This is a genomic window from Pseudomonas azadiae (assembly GCF_019145355.1).
GTDB lineage: Bacteria > Pseudomonadota > Gammaproteobacteria > Pseudomonadales > Pseudomonadaceae > Aquipseudomonas > Aquipseudomonas azadiae.
The window spans coordinates 3,536,868-3,559,030 of the sequence record NZ_JAHSTY010000001.1 but is presented as its reverse complement, the minus strand read 5'-3'; the positions used below and the strand labels follow the sequence as shown (position 1 = coordinate 3,559,030).

Sequence of the window (22,163 nt, the reverse complement as noted above, 5' to 3'; positions counted from 1 at the left end):
TCAGCAACTTTGCGCACCACTTTGGCGCACACACGAAATCATTTCTCGCCCTGTTTAGTGGCGACACCGCCTTTGCCTACAGGCAATTCCCACTTCCCATCAAGGTTGGCAAGCCCCTTGCTCTAGCTGTGTCATCGCTCATAGCTGGAAGCTTCCCGATGCTGGTGATCCACCGCAGAATCGCCCCCCAAGCCCAATGGGCCGCTGAGCTGCTGCTGAATTTCGAAGCCCGCAGCAAAAGCCGCCTGCGCTGTTTCAGTGCCGACGGTGAAGACGTCGGCCTTTTCCTGGAGCGCGGCCAGCCGCCGCTGCACGACGGCGAATGCCTGCAGGCCGAAGACGGCCGCGTCGTGCGCGTGTGCGCCCGGCCTGAGCAATTGCTGCACGTCACCTGCAGCAGCGCGTTTGAGCTGACGCGCGCGGCGTATCACTTGGGCAACCGCCACGTGGCGTTGCAAGTGGGCGACGGCTGGTTGCGCTTGCTCGATGACTATGTGCTCAAGGCCATGCTCGAACAGTTGGGCGCGCAGACGCAAACCCTCGAGGCGCCCTTCCAACCGGAACACGGCGCCTACGGCGGCGGCCACCATCATTCGCGCCATGGCGATGAAGACTTCAACTACCCGCCCAAGCTGCACCAGTTCGGCGTGCGTCTATGAACCCAGCCTGGGCGCTGCTGCGTCTGGCCAGTCCGCAGTTGCCGATTGGCGGCTATAGCTATTCCCAGGGCCTGGAAATGGCCGTGGAGAATGGCCGTGTCAACGATGCCGCCAGTGCGCGCCGCTGGATCAGCGACCAACTGTTGCTCAACCTCGCGCGCTTCGAAGCGCCCCTGCTGCTCGCCCATTGCCAGGCGGCTTTCGCTGAGGATTGGCCACGCCTGGCGCAGCTGTGCCAAGCGCATCGCGCCAGCCGCGAAACCCGCGAGCTGTTTCAGGAGAGCCGGCAAATGGGCTACTCCCTGCAGCAACTGCTCAATGGCCTGCCGGAACTGGACGCCGCCGCCCGCGCCTTTTTGCAACAGTGCGCCGAGCCGCACCTCGCACTGGGCTGGGCCCTCGCCGCCCGCGCCTGGAACATCAGCCCCGCCGATGCCCTCGCCGCCTGGCTGTGGAGCTGGCTGGAAAATCAATTGGCCGTGCTGATGAAGACCCTGCCGTTGGGCCAACAAGCCGCCCAACGTCTGACCAGCCAATTGCTGCCGCTGTTGCAACAAGCCCAGCAGGACGCCGCTTGCCTTCATCCCGATCACTACGGCAGCGCCGCCTTTGGCCTGTCCCTGGCGTGCATGGCCCACGAGCGCCAGTACAGCCGCCTGTTCCGTTCCTAGGAGACAACACATGAACACACAACCCTTGCGTGTCGGCATCGGTGGCCCGGTGGGCTCCGGCAAGACGGCGCTTACCCTGGCCCTGTGCCTCGCGTTGCGCGACCGCTACAACCTGGCGGTGGTCACCAACGACATCTACACCCGCGAAGACGCCGACTTCCTGGTGCGCAACCAGGCCCTGGCGCCGGAGCGCATCATCGGCGTGGAAACCGGTGGCTGCCCGCACACGGCGATCCGCGAAGACGCCTCGATCAACCTCGAAGCGGTGGACCAACTCAACCGCCGCTTCCCCGGCCTGGACCTGATCCTGGTGGAATCCGGCGGCGACAACCTTTCGGCCACATTCAGTCCGGAGCTGTCCGACCTGACCCTCTACGTGATCGACGTATCGGCCGGCGACAAGCTACCGCGCAAGGGTGGCCCGGGTATCTGCAAATCCGACCTGCTGGTGATCAACAAGATCGACCTGGCGCCGCTGGTCGGGGCTTCGCTGGAGCTGATGAACAGCGACACCCAACGCATGCGCAACGGTAAACCCTTTGTGTTCAGCAACCAGAAAACCGGTGTCGGCCTGGAAGAGATCGTCGCCTTCATCGAACGCCAAGGCCTGCTGACCGCTGTCTGATCACCCCTTAAGGAACCTGTCCATGACCCTCAAAAAACTCCTGACCGCTGCCGCCCTGCTGCTGGCCCCTGCACTGGCGTTCGCTCATCCGGGCCACGGCGATAATGGCCTGGTGGCCGGTATCAGCCATCCCCTGGGCGGCATCGATCACTTGTTGGCCATGGTGGCGGTCGGCTTGTGGGCCGCCCAACAAAAAGGCGCGGCACGCTGGGCGCTGCCATGCACCTTTGTCGGCACCCTGCTGATTGGCGGCGTGCTGGGATTTGAAGGCCTGGGGTTGCCGCTGCTGGAAAGCGGGATTGCCGCGTCGGTGCTGGCCCTGGGCCTGGCGGTGGCGCTGGCGGTGCGTCCGCCGGTGTTCGTGGCAGTGGCCGCGACAGCATTGTTCGCGCTGTTCCACGGCGTGGCGCATGGCTTGGAGCTGCCGGACATGTCCAGCCCATGGGCGTATGCCGCCGGGTTTGTGGGGGCGACGGCTGTGCTGCACGCGGCGGGCTATGCGCTGGTGCGTTTCCTGCCGGCGGCGGCGGCGCCGTTGGTGCGGATTGCCGGGGCGGCTTCGGCGGCGACGGGGGTCTGGTTGCTGGCGGGCTGATTTGCAGCGCTATCGAGGGCCTCTTCGCGAGCAAGCCCGCTCCCACATTTGGACCGTATTCCAAGGATGTACTCGGTCAACCTGTGGGAGCGGGCTTGCTCGCGAAAGCGGTCTCAAAAACACCACAGAACCCAAGCCTGCTACCATGCGCGCCTACACCCCTGCCGTGACGACGCCAGCCAATGCCCAGCGCTTCCCTACCCGCCTTGAACTCCGTGCTCACCCACTTCCACAGCCTGATCGTGCCGCTCTGGCAAGGCCCGGGCTGGAATGCCGAGCTGGCGCTGCCCTATGAGGCGCTGGACGCCGATCACCGTCCCTTGCCGCCACAGCGTTACCGCGCCATGGCCTGCGCCCGGCAGCTGTATCTGTTCGCCAGCCTGATCGGCGAGCCCGGCGCCACCTTCGCCGAGGAGCGCGCGGCCGCCCTGTTCCGCTCACTGCAACGGCACTTCCACGACGCCGAACACGGCGGCTGGTTCTACAGCATCGACCCGGCCGGCCAACCGCTGGACACGCGCAAAGACCTCTACACCCACGCGTTCATCATCTTCGCCTGCGCCCATTACTGGGCGAAGGTGCGTGAGCCGCTGGTGGAGTCGGTGCTCAATGGCGCCCTTGAAGTGGTCGCCCAACGCTTTGCCAGCGGCGATGGCCTGTATGAAGCGGTGCTGGAGCGCAACTGGTCGTCCCTCAACGCTGGCCCGTTGCAAAACCCCTTGATGCACTTGGCTGAAGGTTTTCTAGCCACCCTGGCGGTGCGTGAAGACCCCAAGGTGCAAGCGGCTCTGCTGGCATTGGCGACGGCCATGCAGCGGCGCTTCATCGACCGCCAGCATGGCGTGATGATGGAAAAGCCGCTGGGCGCTGTGGATAACTGGTTTGAGCCGGGGCATCAGTTCGAATGGTTCTTTTTGCTGGAATCGTCCGATGTGCTGCGTGGCACTGCGCTACACGCCTCGCTGACGCAGGCATTTGCCTACGCCGAACAAAACGGTGTGGATAAGTTGAGCGGTGCGGTCAACGGCATGCTTGCCCTGGACGGCACCGTACGGGACGCCACCCAGCGCATCTGGGCCCAGGCCGAGTACCTGCGGGCACTGACCTTGCGGCCCCACAGTGAAGCGTTGCTGCAGCGCCAATTGAAGGCACTGCAAGCGCATTTCCTGCACGACAAGGGATGGCATGAATGCCTGGATGCCGAGAGCAGCGTGAGCCGACGGGACATGCCGTCGACCACGCCGTATCACTTGGCGACGTGCTATCAGGGATTGACCAATTATCTCGGCTGAATGAAGGTGCAGGAGAGGCCTGTAGTGAGCGGGCTTGCCCCGCGCTGGGTGGCGAAGCCGCCCCAAAACCAGGCGACTCGAGTCAATCAGGTGTGCCGCAGTGACTTTACTGGGGCGGCTTCGCCACCCAGCGCGGGGCAAGCCCGCTCACTACAAGCCCATGCCTGACGCGGTCTTAGCCCTTGGCCCCACGCTCAATGGCAAACCCAGCCCAAGTCTGACTCACCGGCATCAACTCCAGGCGATTGATATTCACATGCGCCGGTGTATTCATCACCCAGAAAATCGTGTCGGCAATATCCTGCGGCTGGATCGGCTCGGCACCGGCATAGGTCGCGTCGTAGCGTGCCTTGTCACCGCCAAAGCGCACCAGCGAAAACTCACTTTCACACAGGCCCGGCTCGATGTTGGTCACGCGTACACCGGTGCCTTGCAGGTCGCAACGCAGGTTCAGCGAGAACTGTTTCACGAACGCCTTGGAGCCGCCATACACATGGCTGCCCGGGTACGGATAACTGCCGGCGATGGAACCCAGGTTGATGATCCCGGCGCCACGGCCGTGGGCGATCAAGCGCGGCAGCAGCAGGCTGGTGGTGGTCAGCAGGCCCTTGATGTTGGTGTCGACCATGGTTTCCCAATCGTCGAGGCTGCATTTGGGCGCCGGGTCGGTGCCCACGGCCAGGCCGGCGTTGTTGATCAGCCCGCGCAGTGTGGCGAACGATGGCGGCAGGTTGGCGATGGCGTCTTCCATGCCCTTGCGGTCACGCACGTCCACGACCAGGCCATGCACTTCGGTCTGCTTGGAAAGCTCTTGGACCAATGCATCCAGGCGCTCGGCACGACGGCCGGTGAGCACCAGCTTCCAGCCGGCTTCGGCAAAACGACGCGCGCAGGCTTCGCCGAAACCTGAGGTTGCGCCAGTAATAAACAGCGTGTCGGACATGGTGTTCTCCTTGAGGGCATCGGCAAAAAAGTTGCCAGCAGGATGCCCTTACGCCGCGTTTGCGGCAACCGCTAAGCGCATGACCGCATACAAACCTGATCAATTTTTAACCACTACGCGCAAAGCCTTATAACCCGCGGCTTGCAGGCATATACGCGCAGGTTATCCACAACTGCGCCCACAGTCTTTGGGGGCAAGTGCTAAAAGCCAAAAGCCTTTATAAACAAGGGCTACAGGCGCTTCTGCAAAGTTTTTTGCTTGACCTTGGCCGGAGCGTATGTAGCCCCTTTGCAGCATAAGAATTCAGAACGATGGCTCCAGGCCAGTCATTCCGGCCTCTGCGGAGGTATTTCCAGAGTTTAGTCACAGACTTATCCACAGGCTGGCAGGACATATTCCGGTCATATACCTGTGTCTTTAAACAGGTTGACAAAGCCCTCGACAGGTCACAAAAAAGCGCCTGATCAAAAAACAACCGTCACGCTGTAAGCCACGGTTTTAAAGGCTTCCAGCCAGCTACTCCCACGTTACCCACAGCCGGTTCCACAGTGGATGGGGACAAGTCAAAACTGTGACAAAACAGGGATTTGCGGCGGCTATATGTCGCGCTTTGGAGGGAGGCTGGATTTGTTTTCCACAATTTGGGATGGGCATCGAAAGCGCCACAAAAACAACTGTGGGAACCGAGTTCTATGTGGGAGCTGGCTTGCCTGCGATGCAAGCACCTCGGTCTGTCAGGTAGACCGAGGGGATGCCATCGCAGGCAAGCCAGCTCCCACATTAAGAGCCGGGTTCCCACATAAGGTATGCATCAAGCTGTGAGGTCAGTGCCCACCCAGGTAGGCGTTGCGCACTTCCTCATTCACCAGCAATTCCTTACCGGTGCCCGTCAGGCGAATCTCACCGTTGACCATCACATACGCCCGGTCCGACAAGCGCAGCGCATGGTTGGCGTTCTGCTCCACCAGGAAGATGGTCATGCCGGTGGATGCCAACTCGCGCAGGGTCGAGAAAATCTGCTTCACCACAATCGGTGCCAGGCCCAGGCTCGGTTCGTCCAGCAGCAACAGCTTGGGCCGGCTCATCAGCGCGCGGGCGATGGCGAGCATCTGCTGCTCGCCGCCGGACATGGTCATGGCACGCTGGTTACGGCGCTCCTTGAGCCGTGGGAACAGCTCGAACATGCGCTGCATATCCTCGCTGGCGAACTTGTCGCCAATGGGGATGGTGCCCATCAGCAGGTTTTCCTCGACGGTCATGTCGGGGAACACCCGCCGCCCTTCCGGCGACTGCGCAATGCCGTTGGAGGCGATGTAGTGCGAGGACTTGTGGGTAATGTCGACGCCGTTGTAGAGGATCTGCCCCGACTCGGCCCGTGGTTGGCCGAAGATCGACATCAGCAACGTGGATTTGCCCGCGCCGTTGGAGCCGATCAGGCTGACGGTTTCGCCTTCGTTGATGTACAGCGAGACTTTCTTCAGGGCCTGGATCGGGCCGTAGAACACGTCCAGGTCTTTCATTTCGAGGATAGGTCCGCTCATACCAGTTCCTCTTCGTCGGCGCCCAGGTAAGCGGCAATCACTTTCGGGTCGTTGCGGATCGCGTCCGGCCCGCCTTCGGCGATCACGTTGCCGTGGTCGAGCACCACGATGTGGTCGGAAATACTCATTACCATGCCCATGTCGTGTTCGATCAGCACCACCGTGAGGTCGTGTTCGTCGCGCAGCAGGCGAATCATCGCGCTGAGGGCTTCGGTTTCCTGGGGGTTGAGGCCGGCTGCCGGTTCGTCCAGGCAGATGATCTGCGGGCGGGTGCACATGGCGCGGGCGATTTCCAGGCGCCGCTGCTGGCCGTAGGAAAGCTCACCGGCCAGGCGGTTGGCGCAGTCCACCAGGTCGACCACTTCAAGCCAGTAGAACGCGCAATCGAGCGCGTCGCTTTCGGCCTTGCGGTAGCCCTTGGTGTTGAGGATGCCGGCGAGCATGTTGCGGTTGACCCACATGTGCTGAGCCACCAGCAGGTTTTCCAGCACCGACATTTCCTTGAACAGGCGAATGTTCTGGAACGTGCGCGCCAGGCCCGCGCGGTTGACCAGGTGGGTACCGCCGAACATTTTGTAGTACACGCGGCTGAAGAAACTTTTTGGCGACACAAAGTCGACGGCCTTGAAACGCTCGCCGAGCAGTTGGATCACGTCAGTCTGCTTGCCACGCACGTTGAGCTGGATCTTGCCGCCACTGGCTTTATAAAAGCCGGTAAGGCAGTTGAACACCGTGGTCTTGCCGGCGCCGTTGGGGCCGATCAGGGCGAAGATCGAGTTGCGCTCGACCTTGAGGCTCACATCGCTCAAGGCCTTGATGCCGCCGAAGTGCATCATCAGGTGTTCCACGGACAGCACGACTTCCTTGCTCATGGCGTCTCTCCTTTCACAAAGACGCCTTTACGTGGCGTCACACCGGTACGGCTGATCCGAATCAGGCCACGCGGTCGCCAGATCATCATCACCACCATCAACACGCCAAACAGCAGCACGCGGTATTCGGAGAAGCTGCGCAGCAGTTCCGGTGCGACGGTCAATACGAACGCCGCGATCACCACGCCGACCGTCGAGCCCATGCCACCCAATACCACAATGGCCAGGATCAGCGCCGACTCGAAGAAGGTAAACGACGACGGGTTGACGAAGCCCTGGTAGCTGGCAAAGAACACCCCGGCCAAACCGGCGGTGGAGGCCCCGATGGTGAACGCCGAGAGCTTGACCAGTACGTGGTTCAGGCCCATCGAGCGGCAAGCGATCTCATCTTCGCGCAAGGCTTCCCAGGCGCGGCCGACCGGCATGCGGGTCAGGCGGTGTTTGATGTACAGCACGGCCAGTACCACCAGGAACAGCACGATGTAGATAAACAAAAACTTGATATTGGGGTTGTAGTCGATGCCGAAGAACTCATGGAACGGAATCCCGCCATCCTTCGCACGCCTGCCGAACTCCAGGCCGAGAAAGGTCGGCGATGGCACCGGCATGCCGTTCGGCCCGCCAGTGAACGACAGCCAGTTGTTGAGCACCAAACGGATGATTTCACCAAAGCCCAGGGTCACAATGGCCAGGTAGTCACCGTGCATTCGCAGCACCGGGAACCCGAGTATGCACCCCGCTAGAGCCGCCGCGATGGCGGCCAGTGGCAGCACCGTCCAGAAGCCCAGGCCGAGGTATTGATAACCCAGCGCCAACCCGTAGGCGCCGATGGCGTAGAACGCTACGTAACCCAGGTCGAGCAAACCGGCCAGGCCGACCACGATGTTCAGGCCCAGGCCCAGCAGTACGTAGATCAGGCCGAGGATGACCACGGTGAGCAGGTATTTGTTGGCGAAGATCGGGAACACGATGGCGATCACGATCAGCGCCGGGATGATCCAGCGCAGCCGCGACTTGTAGTCCGGCGCCAGCACGTGCACGCCGGAGCCACTGCTCTCGAAGCCCTGCAGGATCTTCACGCCCTTGGGGGTTTGCAGGAACAGACTCATGGCAAAGCGGCCGACCATCACGATGGCGACCAACAGGCCCACGCGGGCCGGTTCCAGGTTGAAGCTGTAGCCGTCGAGTACAACGCCGACGATCGGACCGAACACGATCAGCGAAATCAGCCCGGCAAGGACCGTATCGACCACACTTTTCTTGATATCGATGGGTTTGGCAGCAGACATGTTTTACACCTTCGCCACGAGTGGGCGACCAAGCAGGCCCTGGGGACGGAAAATCAGAATCACCACCAGCAGGGAGAAACTGAACACGTCTTTGTAGTCAGAGTTGATCAACCCCGAGAACAACGACTCGGAGATACCGAGGATGATCCCGCCCAGCATCGCCCCAGGCAGGGAGCCGATGCCGCCGAGTACCGCTGCGGTAAACGCCTTGATGCCGATGATGAAGCCGGCATAGAAGTCGAAAGTGCCGTAGTTGAGCGTGATCAGCACGCCGGCCAATGCAGCCATGGCGGCGCCGATGACGAACACATAGGAGATCACCCGGTCGGTGTTGATGCCGAGGATCGAGGCCATCTTGCGGTCTTGCTGGGTGGCGCGGCACATGCGGCCGAGCTTGGTGTACTTGATGATGTAGGTCAGCAACGCCATGCCGGCAAACGCCGCCACGAGGATGAACACCTTGGTGTACGTGAGCTGCACGAACCCTGTGCCGATGTCGACACGCCAGGCCCCGGCCAGCAGGGTTGGAATCCCTTGTTGCTTGGCGCCCTGGGCGATCTGCGCGTAGTTCTGCAGGATCAGAGAGATACCGATGGCGCTGATCAGCGGTGCCAGGCGGGTGGAGTTGCGCAGCGGTTTGTAGGCGACACGCTCGATGACCCAACCGTATACGCCGGTGACGACGACGGTGAAGACCAGGGTGCCGAGGATGAGCAGCGGGAAGGATTCGATGCCGAAGTAAGCCAGCAGTGCCAGACTGATCGCCGCGAGGTAAGCGGAAATCATATAAACCTCGCCGTGGGCGAAGTTGATCATGCCAATGATGCCATAGACCATTGTGTAGCCGATGGCGATCAGGCCATAGACCGACCCGAGGGTCAGGCCGTTGACCAGTTGCTGCAGGAAAATACCATCCATAACGCAATCTCACGCGGTGAGCACCTGCACACCGGGGGGTGTGCGGCGCTTCTGGAGGAAAAGACAGATTTGTTGCTGGACACGATGCAGCTGGCAACCGCGATCCCCTGTGGGAGCTGGCTTGCCTGCGATAGCGGTTTCACATTCAACACAGGTGTCGACTGTCAGTCCGTCATCGCGGGCAAGCCCGGCTCCCACATGGGATCTGTGGTGTCTGCGTGGCCGCGTTAAGACTTACTTCTGCTTTTCCAACTGGTGGTATTTGCCGTCCTTGTCCCACTGGTAAACCACGTAGTCGGAGATTTTCAGGTCGCCCTTGCCGTCCCATTCCTTCTTGCCCATCACGGTCTGGACCGGGTGCGCCTTGAGCCACTTGGAGGCGTCTTCGCCCTTGTTGGACTTGGCACCGTTGAAGGCGGCCGCCAGGGTCTGGACCGACGCGTAGGCGTACAGGGTGTAGCCTTCCGGCTCGTAGCCCGCTTTGCGGAACTCGTCCACCACGGCCTTGCTGTCCGGCAGCAGGCGCGGGTCGGCGCCGAAGGTCATGTACACGCCGTCGACGTATTGCTTGCCACCGGCGGTCGCCACGAGTTCGTCGGTCACGATGCCGTCATCGGACATGAACTTCACGTCCTTGAGGCCGGCTTCACGGATCTGGCGAACCAGGGGACCGGCTTCCGGGTGCAGCCCGCCGAAGTAAACCACGTCGGCGCCGGTGGAGCGGATCTTGGTGACCAGGGCGCTGAAGTCTTTCTCGCCACGGGTCAGGCCTTCTTCCAGCACCGGCTTGACGCCGCGCTTGGTCAACTGGGCAGCGGTGGCGTCGGCCAGGCCTTTACCGTAGGTGTCCTTATCGTTGATGACCGCGACTTTCTTGCCCTTGAGCACGTCGACGATGTAGTCGCCGGCCACGATGCCTTGCTGGTCGTCACGGCCGCACATGCGGAACATGGCGCCCAGGCCACGTTCGGTCACTTGTGGGTTGGTGGAGCCTGGGGTGATCGCGATGATGCCCGCTTCGTCATACACCTCGGAGGCCGGGATGGTGTTGGACGAGCAGAAGTGCCCGACCACGCCGATCACCTTGTCCTGGTCCGCGAGGCGGTTGGCCACGGCCACGGCCTGCTTGGGTTCGCAAGCGTCGTCACCGGCCACCAGCACGATTTTTTCGCCATTGATGCCGCCGGCCTTGTTGATCGAATCGGCCGCCGCCTGGGCACCCTTCATGTACTGCTCGCCGAACGACGCGTTGGCACCGGTCATCGGCCCCGCTACGCCGATCTTCACATCAGCTTGAACAAACGTAGAAACACCCAGCGCCGCAGCAACGGCGAGGGCCAGAAAACCTTTCTTGTAAAACGTCTGGGACATGAGTGGTGCTCCGATATTTTTTGATTTTTGGCACGACGACTTGCGTTCAAACTTTTCACCGAAAGCTCAGAGCAAGGCGCGTGCCATTACGTTTTTATTCTTCAAAAAGACACGGTGTCATTGTTATTACAGGCGTTTCGGCTCAGCTCGCCAGGACGTGCAACCCTCTGGCACCCGAAGGTGCAACCGACGGACCAAAACAGTACAACCTCAAGAGGTGGCACCGGCAACCAAGCGAATAAACGACAGTTCCTACAGCTGTAACAGCCTGCGTAACGGAACTGCACATTTACAGTGCGTGATTGCTACGACTTGCACCAATACAGATTAGTAGCTTGCTAATAAAATACGGGCTTCTGAGCGGTATTTCGGCGATCAGATCACGATCCTCAGGCATTGGCCTGCGTGGTACAGCGAGAAACCGGCTTCATAAAGGCAGCTGCGCAAGCCCGCCCGCGCCAGCGGTTGCATCGGCGCGAAAGGAATCGGCAACGCCTGTGGGTCCTGGTGACATAAGTAGTCGGCAAACGCCTTGCCGACCACGCTGCCGGTGGTCACGCCGCGCCCGTTATAACCCGTTACGGCCACCAGGCCAGGCGCCGGTTCGAACAACCGCATCAGGTGATCCGGGGTAAAGGCGATGCAGCCGGTCCAGGTGAATTCCCACTGCACCGAGTTGAGGTACGGGAAGTAATGCTGTTGCACCCGATCGGCCCAGGCCTTGAGGAACCAGGCCGGTTTCTGGTTACCGTTGCCCAGGCTGCCGAGCAACAGACGGCCATCGGCATCGCGACGGATGCTGCTCAGCACCTGGCGCGTGTCCCATGAACCCTGGCCGCCGGGAAGGATCTGCCGGGCGGCATCGTCCGTCAGCGGGGCCGACGCGACCTGATAGTAGTAACCGGGGAAAAAATTGCGCCGCAGCTCGGTCCATTCGCCCTCGGTGTAGGCGTTGGAAGCGATCACTACCTGTGCAGCCTGCACCGAGCCGTTGGCGGTTTGCACGGACCAGTCCTGGCCCTGGCGCTCCAGTTGCGTGACCGGCGAATGGTCGAACAGTCGCCCACCCAACCCCACGGCTGCATTCGCCAAACCAGTGGTATAGGCCATCGGGTTCAAGGTGCCGGCGCGCCGGTCCAGCAAGGCGGCGGAGATCTTTTTAGTCCCGGTGGCTTGCTCACAGGCCTGGCCGGTGAGCAGTTCCACTGGCGCGCCACGGCGCTTCCATTGTTCTTCACGACTGCGCAGATCCGCCTCGCCACGGGCGTTGTGCGCCATGTGCAAAGTGCCCTCGCGGCGCAATTGGCAATCGATGGCGTATTTGTCGATCAGGCTGAACACCAGCGCCGGTGCCGCGCCCAGCATGCGGTTGAGCTGGCTGCCCACCGCCTCGCCGAAACCGGCTTCGATGTCGTCCGGCGGGATCCACAGGCCGGCGTTGACCAGTCCCACGTTGCGCCCCGAACCGCCATGACCGGTACGGTGAGCCTCCAGCACGGCGACGCTTTTACCCTGTTCCAGCAAGTGAATGGCCGCCGACAGACCGGTGATCCCGGCGCCGATCACGCACACATCCACCTTGACCTCGCCCTTGAGCGCGGCGCGGTCCGGCCGGCCAGGTGTGAGGTGTTCCCACAAACATGTTTCGCGCAGTGCCATTGCCAGACTCCGATGAGACCCAACAAACAGTGTTTCCGAACTGCAAACCCAATCCACTGTGGGAGCTGGCTTGTGTGGGAGCTGGCTTGCCTGCGATGCAGACACCTCGGTGTATCTGTTCCACCAGGGTGATGCCATCGCAGGCAAGCCAGCTCCCACATTGACTGCTCCGACTTGAGGGATCAGTCGAAAGTAATGCCCTGGGCCAACGGCAATTCCAGCGAATAGTTCACGGTATTGGTCTGGCGACGCATGTACCCGCGCCACGCATCCGAACCCGACTCACGCCCGCCGCCCGTCTCTTTCTCGCCGCCAAACGCGCCGCCGATTTCAGCACCGCTTGGGCCAATATTGACGTTGGCGATGCCGCAGTCACTGCCCACCGCCGACATGAACTGCTCGGCCTCACGCACATCGGTGGTGAAGATGCACGATGACAGACCTTGCGGCACAGCGTTGTTCAGGCGCAGCGCTTCAGCGAAGTCGGTGTAGCCAACCACGTACAGGATCGGCGCGAAGGTCTCGGTGCATACCACATCGCTCTGCTCGGGCATTTCCACGATGGCCGGCGACACGTAGTAGGCGTTGGGGAATGTATCTTCCAGTTGACGCTTGCCGCCGAACACCTTGCCGCCCTCGCTCAAGGCTTGTTCCAGGGCGTCCTGCATGTTATCGAAGCCGTGCTTGTCGATCAGCGGGCCAATCAGGTTGCCTTCCAGGGGGTGGCCGATGCGCACCTTGGAATAGGCGGCCTTGAGGCGGGTGACGATTTCTTCCTTGACCGATTCGTGGGCGATCAGCCGACGCAGCGTGGTGCAACGCTGGCCGGCGGTGCCGACGGCGCTGAACAGGATGGCGCGCACGGCCATGTCCAGGTCGGCGCTCGGGCCGAGGATCATCGCGTTGTTGCCGCCCAGTTCCAGGATGCTGCGGGCAAATCGCGCGGCGACCTTCGGCGCCACTTCGCGGCCCATGCGGGTGCTGCCGGTGGCGCTGATCAAGGCCACGCGCGGATCATCCACCAACGCGGCGCCGGCGTCGCGGCCACCGATGATCACTTGGCTGAGATACGCCGGGGCGCCGTCGAACTGCTTGGCCACGCGCTCGAACAGCGCCTGACAGGCCAGGGCAGTCAGCGGGGTCTTTTCTGACGGTTTCCAGATCACCGCGTTGCCGCAGACCAGCGCCAGGGCGGTGTTCCATGCCCACACAGCCACGGGGAAGTTGAACGCGCTGATCACGCCAACCACGCCCAGCGGGTGCCAGGTTTCACGCATATGGTGGCCTGGGCGCTCGGAAGCGATGGTCAAGCCGTACAGCTGGCGCGACAGGCCGACGGCGAAGTCGCAGATGTCGATCATTTCCTGCACTTCGCCCAGGCCTTCCTGGGTGATCTTGCCGGCTTCCCAGGACACCAGCTCGCCGAGGTCAGCCTTGTATTGGCGCAGTACATCGCCAAATTGGCGCACCAGTTCGCCACGGCGCGGCGCCGGCACGTTGCGCCAGGCATCGAATGCATGCTCGGCGCGACTGACCTGCTGCTCCACCTCGGCGGCGCCTTCCCAGTTCACCGCGCCAATGCGGCTGCCATCGATCGGCGAATGCACCGGTTGTTTCCCGGACTGGTACAACGCCGGGTCTACGCCGAGACGATCAAGCAATGCGGCAACCATGGAAGACTCCTTCAAATCTGCAAACAAAAATTGCGCCGCCCAAGACACGGCGATCCAGGGCTTATTTGTAGCGGGCCCAAGACTTGCCAACAAACGACGATTAGGCGAGATATCATTCCGTTTATTCATGCAAAGAATAAAAAAGAGGCGTGCCGTGCTGAACAGAAGACATTTGCCCTCGATCACTGCCTTGCAGTGCTTCGAAGCGGCCACCCGCCACCTGAGCTTTACTCGCGCGGCCGAGGAACTGAACCTCACCCAAAGCGCGGTAAGCAAGCAGGTGGCGCAGCTGGAAGAATTGCTGCAGCACCTGCTGTTTCGCCGGGTGCGCCGCCGCTTGCAAATGACCCCAGCGGGCGACCTGTACCTGGTGGAAGTGCGCAAGATCCTCACGCAGGTGGAAATGTCCACGCACTACCTGCGCTCCTACGGCGGCGAAACCGAAGTGCTGCGCGTGTCCACACCCTACACTTTCGGCGCGCGCTGGCTGGTGCCGCGCCTCAAGGGTTGGCGGCTGCGCCACCCGCAGATCCATCTGGACCTGTGCAACGAGCAGGAGCCCGACGAGCTGCTGCAAGGCAAGGCCGATATGGCCTTCTATTTCGGCCAGGGTTCACGCCCCGGTACAGAGAGCCTGATGTTGTTCAGCGAAGAGCTGATTCCCGTGTGTGCGCCAGAGAGCTTGCCCACACAGCCGTTTACTGACCCAACGCAACTGAGCGATCTGGTGCTGCTGCAAAACGCCTCACGGCCGCAAGGTTGGCACGACTGGTTCGCCAGCCAGGGCTTTCACACCGAACACAGCTACCACGGGCCGCGTTTCGACACCTTTTATATGTGCATTCGCGCCGCGCAAGTCGGCTGTGGCGTGGCGCTGTTGCCGCGGTTTCTGGTGGAGGAAGAGTTGGCCGACGGCAAGCTGGTGATTCCCTGGCAGCATGCGATGCCGAGCCAGGATGCGTATTACCTGGCCTATCCGGAGCATTCGGCGGAAGTGCCCAAAGTGCGCGAATTCGTGAAGTGGATGATGGAGCAGGTTTAGCTCTTTTTTGCCTGTACCACCGCCATCGCAGGCAAACCAGCTCCCCCACTTGGAATGCATTCACCTGTGGGAGCTGGCTTGCCTGCGATGGCGGCAGTGGCTTCACTGAAAAAATCACTGGCAAAACAACACAGGTCTATGCGCCACTAGCCCCCTTCCTCAATTGTGCGTAAAGGTCGACGCCCATCGTCGATCCGTCTGGAGATTCCCGTTATGAGCGAGAGTGTGTTTGCCGATCGCATCGTGCAGAACTTGCTCGACACCGACTTCTACAAGCTGACCATGATGCAGGCGGTGCTGCACAACTACCCCAACGTGGAAGTTGAATGGGAGTTCCGTTGCCGTAACAGCGAAGACCTGCGGCCCTACCTCGCGGAGATCCGCTACCAGATCGAACGCCTCGCCGAGCTGAGCCTGAGCCCGGACCAGTTGGGTTTCCTGGAGCGCATCAGCTTCATGAAGCCGGACTTTTTGCGCTTCCTCGGGCTGTTCCGCTTCAACCTGCGCTACGTGCAGACCGGTATCGAAAACGGCGAGCTGTTCATCCGCCTGCGCGGACCGTGGCTGCATGTGATCCTGTTTGAAGTGCCGATGCTCGCCATCGTCAGCGAAGTGCGTAACCGCTACCGCTACCAGACCGTGATCCTCGAACAGGCGCGCGAGCAGCTGTACCGCAAGTTCGACTGGCTGACCGCCAACGCCAGCAGCGATGAGCTATCGGAGCTGCAAGTGGCCGACTTCGGCACGCGTCGGCGCTTCTCGTACCGGGTGCAGGAAGAAGTCGTCAGTGTGCTCAAGCATGACTTCCCGGGGCGTTTTGTCGGCACCAGCAATGTGCACCTGGCCCGTGAGTTCGACATGAAACCGCTGGGCACCATGGCCCATGAATGGATCATGGCCCACCAGCAACTCGGTCCGCGCCTGATCGACAGCCAGATCGCCGCGCTGGATTGCTGGGTCCGCGAATACCGTGGCTTGCTCGGCATTGCCCTGACCGATTGCATCACCACCGACGCCTTCCTGGGCGACTTCGACTTGTACTTCGCCAAGCTGTTCGACGGTTTGCGCCATGACTCCGGCGATCCTGTGCAGTGGGCAGAAAAAGCCATCGCCCACTACCACAAGCTCGGCATCGAGCCGATGAGCAAGACCCTGGTGTTTTCCGACAGCCTGACGCTGCCCAAGGCCCTGGAAATCTTCCGCGCGCTGCGTGGCCGTATCAATGTGAGCTTTGGTATCGGCACCAACCTGACCTGCGATATTCCAGGTGTCGAGCCGATGAGCATCGTGCTTAAAATGACCGCCTGCAATGGCCAGCCCGTCGCGAAGATTTCCGATGAAGCGGGCAAGACCCACTGCACCGATCCGAATTTCGTCGCCTATTTGCGTCACGTTTTCAAAGTACCTGCCCTATCCAGCAAGGAGTGAATCATGCAAGCCGTACAGCGTGAGATTGCGCAGCAGCTCAAGGTCCAGGCGCCCTTCAAAGACCAGGCCGCCCTTGAGGCCGAGGTTGCCCGGCGCGTGCGTTTTATTCAGGACTGCCTGCGAAATTCCGGGCTCAAAGCGTTGGTGCTGGGCATCAGCGGAGGCGTCGACTCCCTGACCGCAGGCCTGCTTGCCCAACGCGCGATGCAGGAACTGCGCGCCAGCACCGGCGATGAAGCCTACCGTTTTATCGCCGTGCGCCTGCCCTATGAAACCCAGTTCGATGAACTCGACGCCCAGGCGTCAGTGGACTTTATCGAGCCGGATGAGCGCCATACCGTGAACATCGGCCCGGCGGTGAAAGCCCTGGCCAATGAAGTGGCGGCGTTTGAAGGCAAGGCGGCGGTGTCCCGCGATTTCGTGCTGGGCAACACCAAGGCGCGCATGCGCATGGTGGCGCAGTACACCATCGCGGGCGCGGCCGGTGGCCTGGTGATCGGTACCGACCATGCGGCGGAAGCGGTGATGGGCTTTTTCACCAAGTTCGGTGATGGCGCGTGCGACCTGGCGCCGTTGAGTGGCTTGGTGAAAAACCAGGTGCGGGCGATTGCGCGGCACTTTGGCGCGCCGGAGTCGTTGGTGGAGAAAGTGCCGACGGCGGATCTGGAAGACCTGTCACCGGGCAAGCCGGACGAGGCGTCACATGGCGTGACCTATGCCGAAATCGATGCGTTCCTGCACGGCGAGCCGGTGCGGGAGGAAGCGTTCCGGATCATTAGCGAGACGTATCGCAAGACCGAGCACAAGCGGGTGATGCCGTTTGCGCCGTGAGGTGAGCCAGATAGGTGTGTGTTGATTGTCAGACCGCTATCGCAGGCAAGCCAGCTCCCACATTCGACCGCATTCTCATGCTGGAATCCGGTCAACTGTGGGAGCTGGCTTGCCTGCGATGAACGATAACGCGGTCTTACTTGACGGTCACCGTGCCTTTCATCATCGAGATATGCCCTGGGAACGAGCAGAAGAACATGTAGTCCGTGCCGGCGGTCAGCTTCGACACATCAAAAGTCACCGAATCCTTCTCGCCGGCACCGATGATCTTGGTGTGGGCAATGATGCGGTCATCACTTGGCTTCAGGTAGTCCTTGTCAATGCCAGCGGCCATGCCGTCGGTGGCGACGGGCTGCATGTTGGCGGCGCTGGTCAGCACCCAGTTATGGCCCATCACGTTTTTCGGCAGGTTGCCGGAGTGAGTCAGTTCAACGGTGAACTGCTTGCAGCTCTTGTCGATTTCGATGGCCTTGGTGTTGAAGGACATCTGGTCAGTGGAGTCGACGGTGACCTTGCACTCTGCGGCAAGCAACTGGCCGCTCGCCAGAGTCAGCAGGGAAACAGCAACGAGTTTGGCAAACATGTGAATCTCCAAGGCAGGGTTTAAAAAACGCGTATTGCGACAAAGGGTGCCTGAAGCAGGCGGACATTCTTATGATCTGAATCAACAGATTGTATACAACTTTAGGCTATCAGACTTATCAACACAATCTACCAGCCAAAGTACCGCCACCTGCCTATGATCGGCGCACCATCCATCGGAGTCCGCGCCATGCACCTCAATCAACTGTTCAACGGCCTGCTGGCTGCGTACGCCTGCGGTAAGTGAAAGCAAAGCACGCTGCTAAGCTGCTACCATGGCAGCCCAAAGGCAGCTGCGCGCCGCCACCCTCACCTTCGACCCTAGAGGATCGCTCATGGCCAAACCTAATTACTCCTTCGCCAAACGTCAGAGAGACTTGGCCAAGGAACAGAAGAAAGAGGAAAAACTGCAACGCAAGAAAGCCACCGCAGAAGAAGAGGCCGCTGCACTGAACCCGGAAGCGGAAGGCGAAGTGGCGAACGACGAAGCAGAAACACCGCCTCAAGCCTGACCAGCAGCCCGGTATTTGCTGCAACCGGCTTAATGTGGGAGCCGGGCTTGCCCGCGATGCAAGCGACTCGGTGCATCAGTCAGACCGAGTTGCTGCCATCGCAGGCAAGCCAGCTCCCACAAAAGCCAGCTGCACACTCTGTTATTCCAGCGGCATCACCGTCACCCGCACCTCCGGGTCATGGCTCCCTCCCCCCAGAATCACCCCGCGCAACGGCGATACATCGGAAAAGTCCCGGCCCCAGGCCAGGGTGATGTGCTCCAGTGCCGGCTGCACGTTATTCGTCGGATCAAAATCCACCCAACCCAAGATCGGGCAATACACCGAGACCCACGCGTGGGATGCATCCGCGCCGATCATCCGTGCCTGGCCGGGCGGCGGCTGGGTGAGCAAGTAGCCGCTGATGTAGCGCGCCGCCAGGCCGCGTGAGCGCAGGCAGGCGAGCATCAGGTGGGCGAAGTCCTGGCACACGCCACGACGACGCTCCAGCACTTCCACCAGCGGCGTGGCGACTTGGGTGGCTTCGGCATCGAAGGTGAATTCGCTGAAGATTTTTTCCATCAGCGCCTGCACGCCCAACAGCAGCGGCGCGCCGGCAGGAAAGCAGCTTTCGGAGAACTCGACGAACGCTTTCTTCAGGTGCACATAGGGTGATTCGAAGCGGTAGCGGCAGGCTTCGATCAGCTCAAGGGACATGGCCTGGCTGTTGTAGGTCAGGCCGTCGCGGATCTGGTCCCAGGCTGGCGATTGCTGGAAATCCAGCGCCGGCCGCGCCAGCACCTCCACCGTCAGCCCGGCATTCACCAGCAATTCGTCATGGGGCCGTTCGAACGCCAGGCGCGTAATGGGGTTGCCGAACACATCCAGCTCATCGCGACGCGAAGTCGGTTCCGGGATGATGTCCAGCTGCTGCGAACTGCACCTTTGCCAGGCGCACGGCCGTGGCCACAGGTGCGCCAACTGCTGAGCCAGAGACACCGGGCTGTCGTAGTGGTAGTGGGTATCGTGGAAAATCTGGTACCGCGCACTCGTCATACCGACACCGTTTGCTGACTGACCGCATCCACATGGGCGAAATGGCGCAAGGCCAGGCGGTCCGACACTTGCCCACTTTCGTCGGCGACCGCTTGCAGCAGATCGGCCAGGCCGTCCAACGCGGCACGCACGCTGGACTCGCCAAACAACGGGTTCTCCAGGCAGCCCAGGTCGAAACGCGCCAGGCGCTCCACCAACGGGCCCAGACCGACTTCCCGGGGCACGCCGAAATCGTCGTTGAGACGCCGCAGGGTGCGCCTCACCAGCTTGAGCTGGAACAACACCGCGTGGGGGTTCTGCTCGTCGAGCAGCAGCAGGTCGAGCACCGGGATCAGTTGGGGCACCGCCAGGTAGCGCGAGCGATAGGTGATGCTGCTGTTGCCCAACTCCAGCAACCACTCCAGGCCGGCCTGATCGAACACCGCCACGCCGCGCAGGAATGCCGCCAGGCTGCTGCTGAGAAATTGCAGACGCTCGATGCGTCGACCCATCATCAAAAAGCGCCAGCCTTCGTCGCGGGTCATGTCGTCCAGGGCGAACCCGGACAGCGCCGCCAGAGACATCACCAGGCGGTTGAGGAAATCCAGCAGTTCGCCAAAGTCCGGCGCCTCGCTTTCCAGCTCCAGGGCTTCGCGTTGCAGCTCCACCAGGGCCTGCCAGTTCTCCCGGGACAGCTTGCCGCGCACCTGGGAAGCCGCCCACTGCAAGCGTTGCAGGTTGGCGCGCAGGCTTGATGGCCAATCATCACCGAGCAACGCGGCGCGCAGACGTTCGGGCAACTCGCCTTCGTCGGGCAGCAGACGCAGGCTCTCGCCCAACTCAACCGCCGCCTGCAAGGCCAGCGGGTCATCGCCATCCACATAGCGCGCCAGCACGACGCGCAGCCAGCGCGCACTGTCATCACAGCGCTCGCAATACCGGCCGAACCAGAACAGGTTTTCCACCACCCGCGACGGCAGATAAGGATCGCGACGCACCAGGTCATGGGCACCAATCGCACGTTGTGCACGCCAGTGTTCGCCAGCAGCTGCGCGGTCACCGAGTACCCAGGTGTCCTTGCTCGCGCCGCCGCGCTGCATCGACACCACTTCGGCGTCGGCATCGGCCGCCACGCGGGTCAGACCGCCGGGCAGCACGCGATAACCCTCGTCGCTGGCCACGGCGTATACGCGCATGCCGATCGCGCGGTGCTGCAGATGGTCATCCACGGTGTGCCACACCGGCGCCTGGGACAGTTGCGCCAATTCCTGGGCGACGTAGGCGTACGGCCGTGCGCGCATGCGGTCGGCCAGGGCCTGGCGTTGCTCGTCATTCAGGTCACGCCCAAACACCGGGGTGAAACTTTGCGATGCAAATGCAGGTTTGATCAGCAGCTCCGGGAGTTTCTCCAGCGCTTGGGCGAATACCGCCGCCTCACCGCACCACCAGGTGGCGATGGATGGCAGGATCAGCTCCTCGCCGAACAGGAACTGGTTGATCTTCGGCAGAAAGCCCAGCAGGCCAGGCGACTCCAGCACACCGCTGCCCAGGGCATTGGCCACCAGCACGTTGCCTTGGCGCACGGCATCGAGCAGGCCTGGCACACCGAGGGCCGAGTCGGTGCGCAACTCCAGTGGGTCGCAGAAATCATCGTCGAGGCGACGCATGATCGCGTGCACCCGGCGCAACCCGCTGAGGGTTTTGAGGAACACGGTGCTGTCGCGCACGGTGAGGTCGCCGCCTTCCACCAGCGGGTAGCCAAGCTGGCGGGCGAGGTAGAGGTGTTCGAAATAGCTTTCGTTGAAGCGCCCAGGCGTGAGCAGCACGATCAGCGGCGGCTGGTCATCACCGGGCGCCTGGCGGGCCAGGGTTTCCTGCAGGGTTCGGAAGAACCCGGTGAGGTGCTGCACCTGCAGGTCGCGGTAAAGGTCCGGAAACGCGCGGGACACGATGGTGCGATTTTCCAACGCGTAACCCGCCCCCGAAGGCGCCTGGGTGCGGTCGGCGGTGACCCACCAGCGTCCATCCGGCGTACGCGCCAGATCAACCGCGTAGAGGTGCAGAAAAGCACCGTCCGGCGGCTGGATGCCTTGGCACGGCCATAGAAAATTGTTGTGACCGAACACCAGCTCGGCCGGCAGCAAGCCTTCCTTGATCAGGCGTTGCGGACCGTAGAGATCGGCGAGCACGGCATTGAGCAGGCGCGCGCGCTGGGCGATACCGGCTGACAGGTGCTGCCATTCATCAGCGGCCAGCACGTGGGGCAACAAATCAAGTTCCCACGGTCGGTCGGCGCCCTTGGGGTCGGCGTAAACGTTGTACGTCACGCCGTTTTCCTGGATCTGCCGGGTCAGCAACGCCTGGCGCTGGGCCAGTTGCGCCGGGGTGCTGCGCTGCAGGTGGTCGAGCAGGCGCTGCCAATGGGCACGCACCGCGCCGCTGTGGTCCAGCAGTTCGTGATAAGTGCCCGCGGTCAGCGGGTAACGGTCGAGCAAATCGGACATGGAACGCTCGGCAGGGGCAAAGAGGCTCAGGTTAATCTAACAAACACTGCAAATCCCCTGTGGGAGCGGGCTTGCTCGCGAAAGCAGTCTGTCAGTTGATTATGTATCGACTGACACTCCGCTTTCGCGAGCAAGCCCGCTC

The 22,163-nt window shown here is 61.7% G+C and carries 20 protein-coding genes; 9 read left to right on the top strand and 11 right to left on the bottom strand.

All coding sequences use genetic code 11. The annotated features are described in order from the left end of the window. Positions 1–158 precede the first annotated feature (158 nt). The 5 genes from ureE to KVG91_RS16080 all read left to right on the top strand — a co-directional run bounded on the left by ureE (position 159) and on the right by KVG91_RS16080 (position 3,842). Positions 159–659 carry an urease accessory protein UreE gene (gene ureE / locus KVG91_RS16100; RefSeq protein WP_169377796.1) on the top strand — a complete coding sequence of 167 codons (501 nt, stop codon included), beginning with the start codon at positions 159–161 and terminating at the stop codon, positions 657–659. Further along, positions 656–1,330 (top strand): urease accessory protein UreF, encoded by a 675-nt coding sequence (locus KVG91_RS16095; protein ID WP_169377797.1) that lies wholly within the window; start codon positions 656–658, stop codon positions 1,328–1,330. The genes ureE and KVG91_RS16095 overlap by 4 nt, the downstream gene beginning before the upstream one ends. A gap of 10 nt (positions 1,331–1,340) precedes the next feature. Beyond that, the gene (ureG, locus tag KVG91_RS16090; RefSeq protein WP_169377798.1) at positions 1,341–1,955 is read left to right on the top strand and encodes an urease accessory protein UreG; all 615 of its coding nucleotides are present in this window, start codon (positions 1,341–1,343) and stop codon (positions 1,953–1,955) included. A gap of 22 nt (positions 1,956–1,977) precedes the next feature. Beyond that, positions 1,978–2,550 carry a HupE/UreJ family protein gene (locus KVG91_RS16085; RefSeq protein WP_169377799.1) on the top strand — a complete coding sequence of 191 codons (573 nt, stop codon included), beginning with the start codon at positions 1,978–1,980 and terminating at the stop codon, positions 2,548–2,550. A gap of 182 nt (positions 2,551–2,732) precedes the next feature. Beyond that, complete coding sequence (locus KVG91_RS16080; RefSeq protein ID WP_169377800.1) at positions 2,733–3,842, top strand: AGE family epimerase/isomerase; 1,110 nt, start codon at positions 2,733–2,735, stop codon at positions 3,840–3,842. Positions 3,843–4,017: 175 nt separating this feature from the next. Here the strand turns inward: KVG91_RS16080 and KVG91_RS16075 are convergent, their stop codons facing one another. From KVG91_RS16075 to amaB, 8 genes are all read right to left on the bottom strand, one after another. Then, positions 4,018–4,785 carry an SDR family oxidoreductase gene (locus KVG91_RS16075; protein WP_169377801.1) on the bottom strand — a complete coding sequence of 256 codons (768 nt, stop codon included), beginning with the start codon at positions 4,783–4,785 and terminating at the stop codon, positions 4,018–4,020. An 824-nt stretch (positions 4,786–5,609) separates the two neighbouring features. Further along, entirely contained in the window at positions 5,610–6,326 is a 717-nt protein-coding gene (locus KVG91_RS16070; protein WP_169377802.1) for an ABC transporter ATP-binding protein, read from the bottom strand. Continuing rightward, positions 6,323–7,198: an ABC transporter ATP-binding protein gene (locus tag KVG91_RS16065; RefSeq protein ID WP_169377803.1), complete on the bottom strand. Its 876-nt coding sequence runs from the start codon at positions 7,196–7,198 to the stop codon at positions 6,323–6,325. The genes KVG91_RS16070 and KVG91_RS16065 overlap by 4 nt, the downstream gene beginning before the upstream one ends. Further along, on the bottom strand, positions 7,195–8,487 hold the full coding sequence (gene livM / locus KVG91_RS16060) for a high-affinity branched-chain amino acid ABC transporter permease LivM (protein ID WP_169377804.1): 1,293 nt from the start codon (positions 8,485–8,487) through the stop codon (positions 7,195–7,197). Before livM ends, KVG91_RS16065 begins: the two co-directional genes overlap by 4 nt. Positions 8,488–8,490: 3 nt before the next feature. Next, positions 8,491–9,405 (bottom strand): ABC transporter permease subunit, encoded by a 915-nt coding sequence (locus KVG91_RS16055; RefSeq protein ID WP_048727385.1) that lies wholly within the window; start codon positions 9,403–9,405, stop codon positions 8,491–8,493. A 234-nt stretch (positions 9,406–9,639) separates the two neighbouring features. Next, positions 9,640–10,776 (bottom strand): branched-chain amino acid ABC transporter substrate-binding protein, encoded by a 1,137-nt coding sequence (locus KVG91_RS16050; RefSeq protein WP_169377805.1) that lies wholly within the window; start codon positions 10,774–10,776, stop codon positions 9,640–9,642. Positions 10,777–11,151: 375 nt separating this feature from the next. After that, positions 11,152–12,435: an L-pipecolate oxidase gene (gene amaA / locus KVG91_RS16045; protein WP_169377806.1), complete on the bottom strand. Its 1,284-nt coding sequence runs from the start codon at positions 12,433–12,435 to the stop codon at positions 11,152–11,154. A 182-nt stretch (positions 12,436–12,617) separates the two neighbouring features. Further along, positions 12,618–14,108 (bottom strand): L-piperidine-6-carboxylate dehydrogenase, encoded by a 1,491-nt coding sequence (gene amaB, locus KVG91_RS16040; protein ID WP_169377807.1) that lies wholly within the window; start codon positions 14,106–14,108, stop codon positions 12,618–12,620. Between the two features lie 154 nt (positions 14,109–14,262). Between amaB and KVG91_RS16035 the strand changes: the two genes are divergently transcribed. The 3 genes from KVG91_RS16035 to nadE all read left to right on the top strand — a co-directional run bounded on the left by KVG91_RS16035 (position 14,263) and on the right by nadE (position 17,409). Then, complete coding sequence (locus tag KVG91_RS16035; protein ID WP_169377808.1) at positions 14,263–15,150, top strand: LysR family transcriptional regulator; 888 nt, start codon at positions 14,263–14,265, stop codon at positions 15,148–15,150. 213 nt (positions 15,151–15,363) lie between these two features. Beyond that, complete coding sequence (pncB, locus tag KVG91_RS16030) at positions 15,364–16,578, top strand: nicotinate phosphoribosyltransferase (protein WP_124361042.1); 1,215 nt, start codon at positions 15,364–15,366, stop codon at positions 16,576–16,578. A 3-nt stretch (positions 16,579–16,581) separates the two neighbouring features. Then, positions 16,582–17,409, top strand: coding sequence for an ammonia-dependent NAD(+) synthetase (gene nadE, locus KVG91_RS16025; protein WP_169377809.1), 828 nt, complete (start codon positions 16,582–16,584; stop codon positions 17,407–17,409). A 136-nt stretch (positions 17,410–17,545) separates the two neighbouring features. On the opposite strand, the gene azu is transcribed toward nadE, so the two are convergent. Next, on the bottom strand, positions 17,546–17,992 hold the full coding sequence (gene azu, locus KVG91_RS16020) for an azurin (protein WP_169377810.1): 447 nt from the start codon (positions 17,990–17,992) through the stop codon (positions 17,546–17,548). 334 nt (positions 17,993–18,326) lie between these two features. Between azu and KVG91_RS16015 the strand changes: the two genes are divergently transcribed. Continuing rightward, complete coding sequence (locus KVG91_RS16015) at positions 18,327–18,503, top strand: hypothetical protein (RefSeq protein WP_169377811.1); 177 nt, start codon at positions 18,327–18,329, stop codon at positions 18,501–18,503. Positions 18,504–18,644: 141 nt separating this feature from the next. Here the strand turns inward: KVG91_RS16015 and KVG91_RS16010 are convergent, their stop codons facing one another. Further along, complete coding sequence (locus KVG91_RS16010) at positions 18,645–19,538, bottom strand: transglutaminase family protein (protein WP_169377812.1); 894 nt, start codon at positions 19,536–19,538, stop codon at positions 18,645–18,647. Beyond that, positions 19,535–22,021 carry a circularly permuted type 2 ATP-grasp protein gene (locus KVG91_RS16005; protein ID WP_169377813.1) on the bottom strand — a complete coding sequence of 829 codons (2,487 nt, stop codon included), beginning with the start codon at positions 22,019–22,021 and terminating at the stop codon, positions 19,535–19,537. Before KVG91_RS16005 ends, KVG91_RS16010 begins: the two co-directional genes overlap by 4 nt. Positions 22,022–22,163 lie beyond the last annotated feature (142 nt).

Bases quoted from the DNA above. Each gene is read 5' to 3' on its own strand.
- ureE (WP_169377796.1), top strand. From the start codon at position 159: ATGCTGGTGATCCACCGCAGAATCGCCCCCCAAGCCCAATGGGCCGCT.
- KVG91_RS16095 (WP_169377797.1), top strand. From the start codon at position 656: ATGAACCCAGCCTGGGCGCTGCTGCGTCTGGCCAGTCCGCAGTTGCCG.
- ureG (WP_169377798.1), top strand. From the start codon at position 1,341: ATGAACACACAACCCTTGCGTGTCGGCATCGGTGGCCCGGTGGGCTCC.
- KVG91_RS16085 (WP_169377799.1), top strand. From the start codon at position 1,978: ATGACCCTCAAAAAACTCCTGACCGCTGCCGCCCTGCTGCTGGCCCCT.
- KVG91_RS16080 (WP_169377800.1), top strand. From the start codon at position 2,733: ATGCCCAGCGCTTCCCTACCCGCCTTGAACTCCGTGCTCACCCACTTC.
- KVG91_RS16075 (WP_169377801.1), bottom strand. From the start codon at position 4,785: ATGTCCGACACGCTGTTTATTACTGGCGCAACCTCAGGTTTCGGCGAA.
- KVG91_RS16070 (WP_169377802.1), bottom strand. From the start codon at position 6,326: ATGAGCGGACCTATCCTCGAAATGAAAGACCTGGACGTGTTCTACGGC.
- KVG91_RS16065 (WP_169377803.1), bottom strand. From the start codon at position 7,198: ATGAGCAAGGAAGTCGTGCTGTCCGTGGAACACCTGATGATGCACTTC.
- livM (WP_169377804.1), bottom strand. From the start codon at position 8,487: ATGTCTGCTGCCAAACCCATCGATATCAAGAAAAGTGTGGTCGATACG.
- KVG91_RS16055 (WP_048727385.1), bottom strand. From the start codon at position 9,405: ATGGATGGTATTTTCCTGCAGCAACTGGTCAACGGCCTGACCCTCGGG.
- KVG91_RS16050 (WP_169377805.1), bottom strand. From the start codon at position 10,776: ATGTCCCAGACGTTTTACAAGAAAGGTTTTCTGGCCCTCGCCGTTGCT.
- amaA (WP_169377806.1), bottom strand. From the start codon at position 12,435: ATGGCACTGCGCGAAACATGTTTGTGGGAACACCTCACACCTGGCCGG.
- amaB (WP_169377807.1), bottom strand. From the start codon at position 14,108: ATGGTTGCCGCATTGCTTGATCGTCTCGGCGTAGACCCGGCGTTGTAC.
- pncB (WP_124361042.1), top strand. From the start codon at position 15,364: ATGAGCGAGAGTGTGTTTGCCGATCGCATCGTGCAGAACTTGCTCGAC.
- nadE (WP_169377809.1), top strand. From the start codon at position 16,582: ATGCAAGCCGTACAGCGTGAGATTGCGCAGCAGCTCAAGGTCCAGGCG.
- azu (WP_169377810.1), bottom strand. From the start codon at position 17,992: ATGTTTGCCAAACTCGTTGCTGTTTCCCTGCTGACTCTGGCGAGCGGC.
- KVG91_RS16015 (WP_169377811.1), top strand. From the start codon at position 18,327: ATGGCCAAACCTAATTACTCCTTCGCCAAACGTCAGAGAGACTTGGCC.
- KVG91_RS16010 (WP_169377812.1), bottom strand. From the start codon at position 19,538: ATGACGAGTGCGCGGTACCAGATTTTCCACGATACCCACTACCACTAC.
- KVG91_RS16005 (WP_169377813.1), bottom strand. From the start codon at position 22,021: ATGTCCGATTTGCTCGACCGTTACCCGCTGACCGCGGGCACTTATCAC.